Origin of the sequence: Acinetobacter sp. ANC5681, assembly GCF_023488045.1 — a bacterium.
Classification (GTDB): Bacteria; Pseudomonadota; Gammaproteobacteria; order Pseudomonadales; family Moraxellaceae; genus Acinetobacter.
In genome coordinates this window covers 1-11,507 of the sequence record NZ_JAMFKZ010000047.1, presented here as the reverse complement: position 1 = coordinate 11,507, position 11,507 = coordinate 1, and the positions used below count along the sequence as shown (strand labels likewise).

The 11,507-nt window shown below is 40.4% G+C and carries 14 protein-coding genes and 1 pseudogene; 14 read left to right on the top strand and 1 reads right to left on the bottom strand.

Annotated elements, in window-relative coordinates; genetic code table 11:
• The 14 genes and pseudogenes from M5121_RS14960 to M5121_RS14895 form a co-directional block, all read left to right on the top strand.
• Positions 1-565 (top strand): annotated as a pseudogene (locus M5121_RS14960) (hypothetical protein); the annotation flags it as partial.
• On the top strand, positions 565-981 hold the full coding sequence (locus M5121_RS14955; RefSeq protein WP_249571619.1) for a hypothetical protein: 417 nt from the start codon (positions 565-567) through the stop codon (positions 979-981). The pseudogene M5121_RS14960 and the gene M5121_RS14955, both read left to right, overlap by 1 nt.
• The gene (locus M5121_RS14950) at positions 971-2,932 is read left to right on the top strand and encodes a hypothetical protein (protein WP_249571618.1); all 1,962 of its coding nucleotides are present in this window, start codon (positions 971-973) and stop codon (positions 2,930-2,932) included. The genes M5121_RS14955 and M5121_RS14950 overlap by 11 nt, the downstream gene beginning before the upstream one ends.
• 15 nt (positions 2,933-2,947) lie before the next feature.
• Positions 2,948-4,561: a hypothetical protein gene (locus tag M5121_RS14945; protein WP_249571617.1), complete on the top strand. Its 1,614-nt coding sequence runs from the start codon at positions 2,948-2,950 to the stop codon at positions 4,559-4,561.
• A gap of 54 nt (positions 4,562-4,615) precedes the next feature.
• Positions 4,616-5,839 carry a hypothetical protein gene (locus M5121_RS14940; RefSeq protein WP_249571616.1) on the top strand — a complete coding sequence of 408 codons (1,224 nt, stop codon included), beginning with the start codon at positions 4,616-4,618 and terminating at the stop codon, positions 5,837-5,839.
• Between the two features lie 122 nt (positions 5,840-5,961).
• Positions 5,962-6,099 carry a hypothetical protein gene (locus M5121_RS14935; protein ID WP_249571615.1) on the top strand — a complete coding sequence of 46 codons (138 nt, stop codon included), beginning with the start codon at positions 5,962-5,964 and terminating at the stop codon, positions 6,097-6,099.
• Positions 6,096-6,491, top strand: a complete 396-nt coding sequence (locus M5121_RS14930) for a hypothetical protein (RefSeq protein WP_249571614.1) — start codon at positions 6,096-6,098, stop codon at positions 6,489-6,491. Before M5121_RS14935 ends, M5121_RS14930 begins: the two co-directional genes overlap by 4 nt.
• A gap of 13 nt (positions 6,492-6,504) precedes the next feature.
• Complete coding sequence (locus tag M5121_RS14925; protein ID WP_249571613.1) at positions 6,505-8,529, top strand: hypothetical protein; 2,025 nt, start codon at positions 6,505-6,507, stop codon at positions 8,527-8,529.
• Complete coding sequence (locus tag M5121_RS14920; protein WP_249571612.1) at positions 8,522-8,752, top strand: hypothetical protein; 231 nt, start codon at positions 8,522-8,524, stop codon at positions 8,750-8,752. Before M5121_RS14925 ends, M5121_RS14920 begins: the two co-directional genes overlap by 8 nt.
• 78 nt (positions 8,753-8,830) lie before the next feature.
• The gene (locus M5121_RS14915; RefSeq protein ID WP_087546733.1) at positions 8,831-9,214 is read left to right on the top strand and encodes a hypothetical protein; all 384 of its coding nucleotides are present in this window, start codon (positions 8,831-8,833) and stop codon (positions 9,212-9,214) included.
• Between the two features lie 109 nt (positions 9,215-9,323).
• Entirely contained in the window at positions 9,324-9,647 is a 324-nt protein-coding gene (locus tag M5121_RS14910) for a hypothetical protein (RefSeq protein WP_087546734.1), read from the top strand.
• A 96-nt stretch (positions 9,648-9,743) separates the two neighbouring features.
• Positions 9,744-10,292: a glycoside hydrolase family 108 protein gene (locus M5121_RS14905; protein WP_249571611.1), complete on the top strand. Its 549-nt coding sequence runs from the start codon at positions 9,744-9,746 to the stop codon at positions 10,290-10,292.
• On the top strand, positions 10,292-10,591 hold the full coding sequence (locus M5121_RS14900) for a ubiquitination-like system serine protease family protein (protein ID WP_249571610.1): 300 nt from the start codon (positions 10,292-10,294) through the stop codon (positions 10,589-10,591). Before M5121_RS14905 ends, M5121_RS14900 begins: the two co-directional genes overlap by 1 nt.
• On the top strand, positions 10,588-11,001 hold the full coding sequence (locus tag M5121_RS14895) for a hypothetical protein (RefSeq protein ID WP_249571609.1): 414 nt from the start codon (positions 10,588-10,590) through the stop codon (positions 10,999-11,001). Before M5121_RS14900 ends, M5121_RS14895 begins: the two co-directional genes overlap by 4 nt.
• A gap of 168 nt (positions 11,002-11,169) precedes the next feature.
• Here M5121_RS14895 and M5121_RS14890 read toward each other — a convergent pair whose 3' ends face one another.
• Complete coding sequence (locus M5121_RS14890; RefSeq protein WP_249571608.1) at positions 11,170-11,352, bottom strand: hypothetical protein; 183 nt, start codon at positions 11,350-11,352, stop codon at positions 11,170-11,172.
• Positions 11,353-11,507: the final 155 nt, after the last annotated feature.

The following is an 11,507-nucleotide window of genomic DNA, read 5'->3' as shown; positions in this document are numbered from 1 at the left end:
TGATAGAAAAGCATTTGCTGATGAAACCAAAGCACAGGGAGAAGCTCTATCTAAAATGATCTATGAATATGACTCTTATACCAGAGCAGAGGTCGAAGATAAAATTAGATCAAAGGGCTATAGCGAAGATAGGGTTAAGGAGCTTACAAATTCGATTTGGTCGCAAGGTTTGAGTGCTGATCAGCGTGCTGAATCTTCTTATTCAGTGGGAACTGCTAATGGTATTATTGATGCACTGTCTCAAGCTGAGTTTGCTAGAGCGCGCCAATTAGGCATAACTACACAATGGGGAACCAATAAGATCGATGAATTACTTAGAAATATTGGAACATCAACTGCATCTATTCCTGCAAGTGTAAGCAGTCCAAATATTGCAAGTAATTCGATTAATCCACCGCAAATCCAGTCCCCACAAATGCCGAAAGATATGGGCAGTAGTTCTCCAACTGTGAATTACCAGTTTAATTTGGCGGGTAAGCAATTTAACTTAAATGGACCCGCATCAGAGCAAAGCAATATCAATGCATTGTTGAGTGAATTAGAGCAATTGAGTAGAGCAAGATAATGAAATTACGTCGTAAAGCAACCAATGAAACCGTTCCACTTGAGAACGGTTTTTTATTTTCGGATGAGTTTGATTGGAAGCCGATTGAACAAAGCCAAGAGCGAGCAATTGATGGGACTTTGATCGTTCAGCAAGGTAAGAAGAAGTCAGGTCGACCAATAACATTATCAGCTAGTGACGGACAAGGTTGGATCAAACGTTCTGATCTATCAGTCATTCAAGACTGGTCGGCACTGCAAGATGAGCAATTCACTTTAATTTTTGAATATCCACACGATACACGTCAATTCAATGTGATTTTTAATCATGCTGATGGTGCGATTAATGCAAAGCCAGTGATGGGTTTTCCAACAGTATCAGAGGGTGACTATTACGAAGTCACGTTAAAATTTGTAGAGGTGCCAAATGCCAATTGAGACCAATAACTTAGTTTTATACAAATCTGAGCGTTTGACAGATACGTCTGATGGCGGCGGTAAATATAGCGGTCAAGTTGTTACTGATGGGGAAAGCAATAACCTTTTCCCAGATGTATCTGAATTAGATAGAACAATGGGTCGTGTATCATTGCGTAAGATATATGCCGCTGTGAATAATAACGATACTGAAAGCTTGATGGGCTCAACTGTCTTTGTCTCAAAAAATCCAGATGATCCGAACGTTTCAGCATTGTTGTTTAGCACCAAAAGCCATACTGACACACGTGACGCTGCACAGAATCGACTTGAGAATTATTTAGCGAAAGGCGCACAAGCTGTTGGCTCATTGCTTGATACAGCATATTCAGGTATGAAGTCTTTTCAGGTGGTGATGAGTAGCAATGAATCTGAGAATAGTATTGGTGATACGATTGTACTCGTAGTGAATGAGGGCACAGTCAACGAGTTTGCCCAGTATGTGCGTATCACTAGCGTTGAAACCCGTACAGCAACTCTGCGTGTGAACAACTCGAATATTGAGTACAAGGTCGCAACATATTCATTTCAAGACCCATTGTCCCGTGATTTCGTAGGAGTGTCTGCGTTGCAGTGGTACAACAATGCCAAGCCAGCCGCCACTTTGCGAGATTCAATTGTGGCTGATGCAGGTGTTTATTATGCCAGTGTCGAATTAGCGGATGATGTTGCAGTAGGGAGCTTTACAATTCAGGCTGAGTCTATTTTTTCTCAGTTGATTCCATCGTCACAGACTGAAACGCCTTTGCTTGATCTCAATGCAGTCAGTGAAAATACTACTTTGGCGGCTGGAAATAGCGGAACCATTACAACGCAATTCACAACCAACGTAAATACATCGCAGGCTTTATATCTTGGTTCAAGTGTGATGCCTGCAAGTGTTTCATTTACGCTTTTTGGTCAAAACATTACGGACAATGGTGGTACGTTGCGGACAGCAACAGGTACTCAAGTTGGTACGATTGACTACCAAACGGGCCGTATTGTGTGGACCAATGCAATTGGGTCAGGCAATGCAACTATCAGTATCACATTTAAGCCTGCATCTGCACCCGTACAGCCTTTTGAGTCCTATGCTTTACCTGTTACAGCCAATAATCAAGGCACAAACTGGACGGGAGTCTTAGTTCCAATCCCTGCACCTGGTGCATTAAGTGTGTCTTTCATGTCGCAAGGTAAATTCTACGTGCTTAAAGACAATGGAACTGGGCGATTGGTGGCAGCAAATGAGTCTATAGGCAGCGGCTCAATCAATTACACGACAGGTACTTGGTTATTAACAACAGGCGCATTGCCCGATGTCGGAACGCCAATTCTCTTGCAATGGGGCAGTCCGATTACAACTTTTGCCCGTGCTGATTTGTCTGTCTCGCCTGCGGGGGTAGATTTCCAATTGTTCCATAACGGAATTGTCAGCTTAACTGCGACTTGGCTATTAGACGGTGAAACCAAATCCGCAACGGTGAATAGCGCGGGTCAGTTCACGGGTGATGCAACTGGTTTTATGACTTTTAACACGGGTAAAGGTCGATTAATACCGAACAAGTTACCGCAAAAAAACACGGTATTTACACTTTCTTATAACTACGGTGAGGGTAAATCGCAAACTAAGACTGCAACGCCTGATGCGAATAACAAATTGCTCTTTACCATCGGTACGGGTTCCGCAATTCAGCCAAGTTCGGTGGGTCTTGAGATACCGTTGGCCAGTGATCCGAACAATGGGAAAACTGGCGTGGTATTTCTGCACGATGTCCCAGTCAACGAGACGACAGGAAATCTAGTCGATGAATTTGGCAACATTCAAGGCTCAATCATCTATGCAACTGGTTCTTGTGAAGTCACACCAACCGCACAATCGCTAAGTTATAGAACGATCTATACACCGCTTAGTTATGTGGTCATGTCTTAAATATACGGTGGAATTATGAGTTTTTATCTTCCAGAAAAAAAAGAAGTAGAAAAAGTCATTTCAAGTTTGAAGGCTTTTAATCCAACAACCATACAAGTCAAATATCGCGATACATCTGGCACAGGCAGCAGTTCAACAACAGTTACAGCCGACAAGCTTAAATTTGATTTAACACAGGGGTTTGATGAGCAAATCTTATCTGGTTCGGTGCGTTTTAAATTGGGTGAAGATACCTTTATTGATCGAACTGGCTTGCTATATCGCAATGTAGATTCAGCGACGGGTAGCGCTACACAAAGCGGCGTTATTCAATATGGCACAGGTGTTATTGAGTTAGAGAGTTGGACACCGAATGTTGATAATTTAATTAGCTTGCAGTCTTTGACTACCACGACAGATATGCTACCGATTAATCACGTCAGCTTTCGTACACCAACGATTCCAATTCGACCAGGTTCTTTAACTGTGGTTGTAGGTAAAATTGCGGGTGGTCAGCTCACTTTAACTGCTGATGAAGCGGGAGTGATTGAAACTGATGAAGCACACGGTAAAATCAATTATGAGACTGGTTTTGTAGACATTTACTTCTACAAGAAAACCAAAAAATCCGATCATCCCGAAATTGTAGACCAAGATTGGTACGATCCACTTTTAGACTATACAGATACAGGAAATACGGTTTGGGTGAATGCGCCAGTGTGGATCGATGCAACATCAGTTCGTTATAACGCTGTGGCCTACACCTACATTCCGCTTGATTCTGAGATTTTAGGATTGTCTGCAACTCGTTTACCGCCAGACGGACGTGTACCAATCTTTCGTGTTGGCGACATTGGTGTGATTGCATCATCAAAGCTTCAGCAGTTACCAAGCCATGTGGCAGGTCAGACCTATGACTTAGCAGATCAGCGTATTTCGTGGTGTGAGCTAGAAGATAGTAATGGAACTAAGGTTCCTTATGATATGTACACCGTGAACTATGATTATGGAAAAGTGACATTAGGCGGTGACTTTGCTCTGAATAGTCTTGTTGCACCAATTTCGGCAGCATATCGTTATCAAGACATGGGTCTTATTAATGATGTGCAGATCAATGGTCAGATCACATTAACTAAGCCAGTGACTCATAACTATGATGCTGACAATTCGATTGTAGGTTCAGCGTTGGTCGTGGGTGATATGTTTAGTCGCTATACATCCAAGTTTGTGCAAGGCACTTGGAACAGCACATGGGCTGATGTGCCAAGCAGCACAGGTATTTCAGCAAACTATAATGACGCACTATACCCAATTGCTGTGACAAACAAGGGGGCGATTCAGGAGCGTTGGGCAATCATATTTACTGATACGACAAACTTTAGGATTGTTGGCGAGGTGTCTGGCCAGATTGGAACAGGTAATGTCAATACCGATTGTGCACCGTTAAATCCAATCACGAACGCACCATATTTCGTAATTAAAAAAGAGGGATGGGGAACTGGCTGGGCATCTGGAAACGCGTTTCGTTTTAATACAGTTGCTGCGATGTTCCCTGTCTGGTGCGTACGAACTGTGAAGCAATCTGAACCAACAACTTTAAGCGATAACTTCCAGATCATGTATCGCGGTGATATTGATCGTGATGTTTAAATAATTTCTCCAAGGGCTGCTTTTGCAGCCTTTTTAAATTTTAAGAGGCACCAAATGGTTAAATGGTTTAGTTTTGACAATGCTAATGCTCCTCAACTAACAAATGCATGGGGCTGCTTGATTGATGTACTTGATGCGTGTTTAATATCTGGATTCGGATCACAAAACATATCCAGTCTTGTGGTTTCAAATGGTGTAGCGAAAGCAACATTTGGAACTGCTCATAATTTTAAGCAATTTCAGGTGGTTGAGGTTTCGGGTGTAACCCAAACTGTATTGAATGGTGAATTTAAAATTATAGGATTAACACCAACAACGATCGAATTTTTAGTTTCAAGCCCTGATTTAACAGCAACAGGTACAATTTCTGCAAAACTGGCGCCGCTTGGGTGGAGCAAGTCATTTTCAGGCACTCAAAAAGCTGTTTATAGAGCAAAGGATACATCCTCAAATCCTTATTTTTTAAGAGTCGATAATAGTCTTGATCCTGTTTACGACACAAATTATGCAAAATTTGCAAAAGTTGGAATTTTAGAAACCTGCACAGGGATTGATGATTTAAGTGGTAGTCAGGTTCCTTATGATAATGCAAATCCAAATAAAAACTGGGTAGGTACTGGTAGCTCATCGAGTGCATATGTTGGTTGGTCGAAATGGATATATGCTTACAAACCGAGATTTGGTAGTTATGACTATGGTGTATTTAGTGATTCGCCAGATAATGGGGCTAGAGACTGGATATTGATAGGAAATGAGCAATCATTTTTTTTACTAAATGCTTTTGATTTACGAGCTGGAAAGACAAATTATCGAACGCCTGTTGGTTTTTTTATATTAGATAATGGAATTGAAAAAAGACCTGTTTTAGCCGCATCTACTCAGTATACATATGCAGCGGATTATTTTAATCCGTATAGCGGCTTAACAGAAAGCGCTCAGGGATTTTACCCATTGCTGAGAGGTGATAATTCAATAAATTCGAATTCTATTTCATCAATTATAACCAGAGCTTCTACATACTCAGGCTATCAAACAGGACTAAATTATCAAGCAAATTTAGGCATTCTTTTAAGCGAGATTCCAATTAAAGACAATCTAAGCAACTTTTTAGGTAATGCTGATTTAATTTACTGGGTCGGATTTGATCAATCTAATTATTCAGATAAACAACTGATTGTAGACAATAATGAGATATTTATTATTGTTAAATGTAGACAAACTAGTTCTGATACAACGTATCTCGGTTGTTACGCATTTCATCTGGGGCATATCGAATGATAATTAATAGCATTAAGCAAGTGTCGAATCTATGCGGAGATAAACTCATAAAGGGTACAACAAAAAAAATGGGTGTTCCTATCTCTTGTGTAGTTCGAGCATATAACAGAAAGACTGGGTTTATGTTGAGTCAAACAATCTCTAAAGCAGCAACAGGTGCTTATATTTTACTGGGGTCTAATACTGATCAAAACTATGTTCTAGCGTTAGATCCAGAAAATAGTTATAACGCTGTGATCAAAGATAGGGTGAATACATGAGTATAATACCTTCGTTGGCAGCTGGCTTAGTTCAATTGCAAGCCTTGGCAAATTTCTTAGATACGGGTAGCAGTAATGCTACTTTTTCATTTTATAATGGTACAAAGCCTGCAAGTGTTGCGGTCGCAGCTAATCCAAGTAATAAACTAGTCACGCTGAATTTGCCAAAGCCGTGCTTTAAACAACTCAATGCAGACAGTATTGAGTTATATCCGACTGATACCGCAACGGTGACACAGGCGGGCACAGCAACATGGGCACGTTTGTATAACGGTAATGGTGACGCTGTTGCAGATTTTAGCGTGGGTACGGAGATTACATTAGCAAATCCAAGTCTAGCGCTTGGCAGTACCTTAATGATTAATTCGATAGTACTTCGACCATCGACTTAAATGAGGTGTGCATGTGTCAAACTACATCCCACCTGATAGCCATAATGTTGATTTAAATTTCACTCAAGAACTTGGTTCTATTGATGCGAGAAATATAGAGCTTAATTTCGGTGCTGATGAAGTCATTACGGCGAGTATTGATGCGGTTATTTCAACCGTTATTCTTGTTGAAGTTACAACCTTACAAGGCAGTTTTGCACAAATTGACTGTGTGGTTGCGACTGATTTAAATGCTGTATTCACAACGTTGCAAGGTTATTTTGCACAACTCGATTGTGTGATTACAACTGACTTTAATGCTGAGATCAATGCAGTAGTTTCTAGTCAATTTTGTTCGATTGATGCTGTGATTAATACAGCATTTAGCTCATCAATTAATACACATTTTGATATTAATTTCATCCGTGGACTTAATCATTTAAGTGGTTTTAGTTATCAAAAGGCTTTACCTGCATTACTTGAACAACATCTGAGATATGGCAAAGCAAGATTTAAGGCGCATAACAGCGCCTTTATTTTTGAGCGCGGTTTAAGTCTGTCCAATGCTGTGACTGATAGCTTTGATAAAACCCAGCAGCTACAGCGAGCAGTCCGTTCTGTCTTTGAAGAAACAACAGGATTGTCTAGTGATTTAAACCTGGTTTGGCAAGAGAACGATAAACGTTTTATTGCTCGAACTCTTGTTTTTGAAGAATCTGAAAAGTTGCTGATCAATCGTCAGTCTGGCTGGGATGAACTGATTAGAAAGCGTAAGAAAATTACGTTTAATCATGAAGTCGCAGATGTGTTTGAAAAGCGATTCGTGTTCAAGCATGACAAAGGCTTGGAACTGGTCACAACGGATTCAATCGCGTGGGACGTGGCAAGGGCAGTCTATTACCGAAAGTCAAATGTAGATCCAATTGTTCCGCAGCCGCTGCCTGAGTATGTGGGCAGTACAGACTTAAACTTTGTGTGTCTATGTCATGATATTGATTCGCATAATGTAGTTTTAAATTTTGGTGCTGATGACTGTATTCCTAATTTAGCAGCCGTTGACTGGTGGTATATCGTGAATGATTTAAAAGTAACTCGTCTTGATAATGGGCAAGAAATACAGGTCAATAACGGTGACTATCGTTGTGACCGCAGCTCGTGGTGTTGGTCTTACAATCTCACTATTCCATTTTATGAGAAATCAAAACTTGACCCAGTGGGCGGTCAACCAGTGGTTTTAAAAATCATGGTCAATGGTAACGAACACAGAATGTTGCTTGAGAACATTTCACGCTCTAAACAGTTTGCAAAAGATGTTTATAAGTTATCTGGTCGTAGTCCGACCGCTTTACTCGATGCGCCTTATTCGCCTACACGCTCTTTCACTCAAGAGAATGAGCGTACATCAGTACAACTGGTTCAAGCTGAACTTGACCGAGTAAATAGCAATATCGTGTTGAACTGGGAATTGATCGATGCGCTAGGCTGGGTGCTACCTGCTAATAGTTTGAGCTATTCAAACCTGACACCTATAGCGGCAATCAAGCTTATCGCTGATGCAGCAGGCGGTTTTGTGTATAGCGAACCTGATAGCAATACATTGACGATCAAACCAAAGTACAAAAAGACATTTTGGGATTCGATTGCAATTAATGAATATGATCGGGTGATTCCTGAATCGGTCGTGACTGATCTATCCACAGATTACACAATGTATCCAGACTATAATGGGGTCTTTTTAACAAACGACCGTAATGGGAATACCGGGCAAGTCAAGCGTGTTGGTACTGCGGGTGATGTACTGCAAGAGTTGGTCAATAGCCCTTTACTGACATCAACGTCAGCAATGCATAGCAAAGGTCGTGAAGCTCTGGCTAAAGCCGGAATGGTTGAAATGCATAGCTTATTGATGCCAATTACTCAGGAAATAGGTCAGTGTTTACCGAGTGAATTAACGGCTTTTAATGGAGATTGGTGGGGCATCACCGATGGTGTAAGCGGATCATTTAGTTATGAGAAAGTCACTCAAACTGCATCTATAGAGAGGGTGAATCGTGAGTAATGCATTATCAAGACTTTTGGACTTACTGCCCAAAACACCTGAATTTATAGCCACTGTTCAGAGTGCAGACCATCCTAACTATAAAGTTTTAGTTGTTGATGGTACGGGGCTTGTACTGTGCACCAGTTCAACTGTTTTTAGCGTGGGTGATCGGGTGTACATCAGTGGAAATGAAATAAAACGAAGTGCGCCCACGGGTGTTGTTTATCAAATCGAAGTTTAACTATTAGTCCAATGATGGGTTGGACAACAAAAGACTGTCGCTTTTTAGCGACTTTTTTATTATCTGGAGAAAGTAAAAATGGCAGAGCCAGTAAGTAGCGGGGCGGGTGCAGTAGCGATCAAAATGCATGGTCTTGGGGTATTTATCGCTGTTGTGATTGCATTGGGGTATTTAGTTGTTGTGATGACGCGCATGCCGCGCTCACGTAGCGAGTGGGTAGTGAGTCTAATAACAACAGTGATCGGTAGTATCGGGGCTGGTGGTTTCGTCATTCAGTATTTTTCTATACATGACTATGCAACCACATGGGCAGGGGTATGTGCGATCGGTGGGATTTTCTTTGCTTCGGGGTTGCCGTTTTGGGCTATTGCTCGGTGGTTCTTTAAATATGTAAATGACCGAGAGGGGAAAAACATTTTAGATGTGGCCAAAGAGGTTAAAGACTTCAAAGACAATTTTTAATAGAAACAGTCAATACCGCCGAAAGGCGGTTTTTTATTAACTGAAATTTTATGTTATAAACTAAGGCCCTATAGATGTCTTAATTTCAATAACTTAAAAAGCTAAACACATGAAAAAAATATTATTAATTTGCCTTGTAACGATGATTGTAGGTTGTCAAAAGCAACCTGAAAAAGTAAATGAATCTGCTGAAAAATCTTTTGAGGTATCTGACAAAAAGATCGGAAAGTTCTTAGATATTCTTGATGATCCACATGCTGATAAAGCATTACAACGCAAAGTCCTTTGTTATGACTATCCGAAAATTTATGAGCATGAGTATTTGCCAGCGCTTCTAAAGCTTTCTCAGGCTGAGCCTAAGGATAAGTTGATGAATGATTTTAAAATTTCTAAAGATTACTACAGTGAAAAACTAAATATCACTTGTGATTGAGGTGATTAAATTTCCATAAGACCCGCTTAAAGCAGGTTTTTTAATAACCACGAACCGGCCTATTGGTCGGTTTTTTTACGTCTAGAGGAAAGTTAAATGAATATCGAACAATACTTAAATGAGTTGATTAACCGTGAAGGTGGCTATGTAAATAACCCAGCCGATCGTGGTAGAGCTACAAATTTTGGTATTACCGAAGCTGTAGCTCGTGCTAGTGGTTTTAAGGGTAATATGAAAGATTTGCCGTTATCTACTGCAAAGGATATCTACAAAAAACAATACTGGATCTCACCACGATTTGACAAAGTAAATGCGATTAGTGCAGCCGTTGCTGAGGAGCTGCTCGACACTGGTGTGAATTGCGGTACTGGGTTTGCAAAGCCACTACTTCAACGTGCATTGAATCTACTTAACAACCAAGGTAAAGGCGGTTGGCCAGATTTGGTGGTTGATGGAGTATATGGATCTGCAACTTTGAATGCTCTTAAAACTTATATTGCCAAGCGTGGCAAAGATGGAGAAAAGGTTTTGGTACGAGTGCTGAATATCATGCAAGGGCAGCGTTATATCGAGATCTGCGAACGCAATCCAACACAAGAACAGTTTTTTTACGGCTGGATATACAATCGTGTTGGGGTGAACTAATGAGCGAATTCCAGAAAGTAAGTAAGGTCTTGCTTGAATCCAATGGAATCTATTTTATTGAATGCCCTGGGTGTAAATATTTGCATCCTTTACATGTTGGATCACAGCATAAAATCAGATGGGATTTTGATGGAAATTTAGAACAACCAACTTTCTCACCTTCCTTGATGGTGAATGGTGGTCATGCTAACCAATGTCATTCATTTATTCGTAATGGCCAGATTCAATTCTTATCAGATTGTCATCACGAGCTTGCAGGAAAAACCGTGGATTTACCTGAAGTTGAGGAACTCTTATGACTTGGATTCTACTAAATAAGCGCTGGACTGTAATCATCATTCTATTTGTATTAATGATCATTCAAACAGCAATCACAAATCAATATGCGAGCAAATTAAAACAAGCTGATCAAAAGTGCATTGCACAGATTCAAGAAATTGAGCGTAAGCAAGTTAAAGCCTTGGCTGAAGCTCAAGACAAAGCAAATAAGGCGAGTGCTGAATATGAGCAAGTCAAAGCTGAACAAAGAACAAAAGTCGAAACTGTTACACGTACAGTGCAAAAGATCGTGGAACGTCCTATTTATCTCAATCGCTGTATTGATGACGATGGGTTGTCAGAAATCAACAATCTTATCAAAGCAAGTGATGCCAGCGAATCTAATGCAGCCTTGTCCGACTTTGAATCGGATCGAGCAAGGCAACGGTAAAGATGTTTTGCTGTGGGCAGTTGATACTGTAGCTAAGTATAATGAATGTGATGCAAGACATGCAGCACTTGTGAAAGCCCTTAATTAAGGGCTTTTTTTATTAGTTCATTAATAGCGTCTTCATCACTGACCTTGTAATCGTTGTTGGAGTTTCTTTTAAGAAAACCCTCAAATGAGGGTTTTTAATATTTGTTGTAAGGCTTCGTCCAGGCTTTCTAGTTTGTTTGCTTCTTTGTACTCTGTAAGATTTTTCAAAGTATCTTCATTCACATAAAAAGCACGTTTCTTAAAACCTTTTTCAAGCATTCTGTTGTGCCGTTCTTTTTGGCGCTCTGCTGCTGTACTTGCCATTTTTAAATCTCACTGATATATTAGTGCTACTTGCAAGTTTTACTGCTAAATAAGCAGCTTAAAAAATTAAACTTGGTTTATTTTAACTACTTGCTAAGTAATGTTTACTGCCGAATAGGCAGCTTAAAAAACCCCACTCTAGCCAGTGGGGTTTT

Excerpts from the sequence above, each read along its gene's own strand:
- M5121_RS14955 (WP_249571619.1), top strand. The coding sequence starts at position 565 with ATGAAATTACGTCGTAAAGCAACCAATGAAACCGTTCCACTTGAGAAC.
- M5121_RS14950 (WP_249571618.1), top strand. The coding sequence starts at position 971 with ATGCCAATTGAGACCAATAACTTAGTTTTATACAAATCTGAGCGTTTG.
- M5121_RS14945 (WP_249571617.1), top strand. The coding sequence starts at position 2,948 with ATGAGTTTTTATCTTCCAGAAAAAAAAGAAGTAGAAAAAGTCATTTCA.
- M5121_RS14940 (WP_249571616.1), top strand. The coding sequence starts at position 4,616 with ATGGTTAAATGGTTTAGTTTTGACAATGCTAATGCTCCTCAACTAACA.
- M5121_RS14935 (WP_249571615.1), top strand. The coding sequence starts at position 5,962 with ATGTTGAGTCAAACAATCTCTAAAGCAGCAACAGGTGCTTATATTTTA.
- M5121_RS14930 (WP_249571614.1), top strand. The coding sequence starts at position 6,096 with ATGAGTATAATACCTTCGTTGGCAGCTGGCTTAGTTCAATTGCAAGCC.
- M5121_RS14915 (WP_087546733.1), top strand. The coding sequence starts at position 8,831 with ATGGCAGAGCCAGTAAGTAGCGGGGCGGGTGCAGTAGCGATCAAAATG.
- M5121_RS14910 (WP_087546734.1), top strand. The coding sequence starts at position 9,324 with ATGAAAAAAATATTATTAATTTGCCTTGTAACGATGATTGTAGGTTGT.
- M5121_RS14905 (WP_249571611.1), top strand. The coding sequence starts at position 9,744 with ATGAATATCGAACAATACTTAAATGAGTTGATTAACCGTGAAGGTGGC.
- M5121_RS14900 (WP_249571610.1), top strand. The coding sequence starts at position 10,292 with ATGAGCGAATTCCAGAAAGTAAGTAAGGTCTTGCTTGAATCCAATGGA.
- M5121_RS14895 (WP_249571609.1), top strand. The coding sequence starts at position 10,588 with ATGACTTGGATTCTACTAAATAAGCGCTGGACTGTAATCATCATTCTA.
- M5121_RS14890 (WP_249571608.1), bottom strand. The coding sequence starts at position 11,352 with ATGGCAAGTACAGCAGCAGAGCGCCAAAAAGAACGGCACAACAGAATG.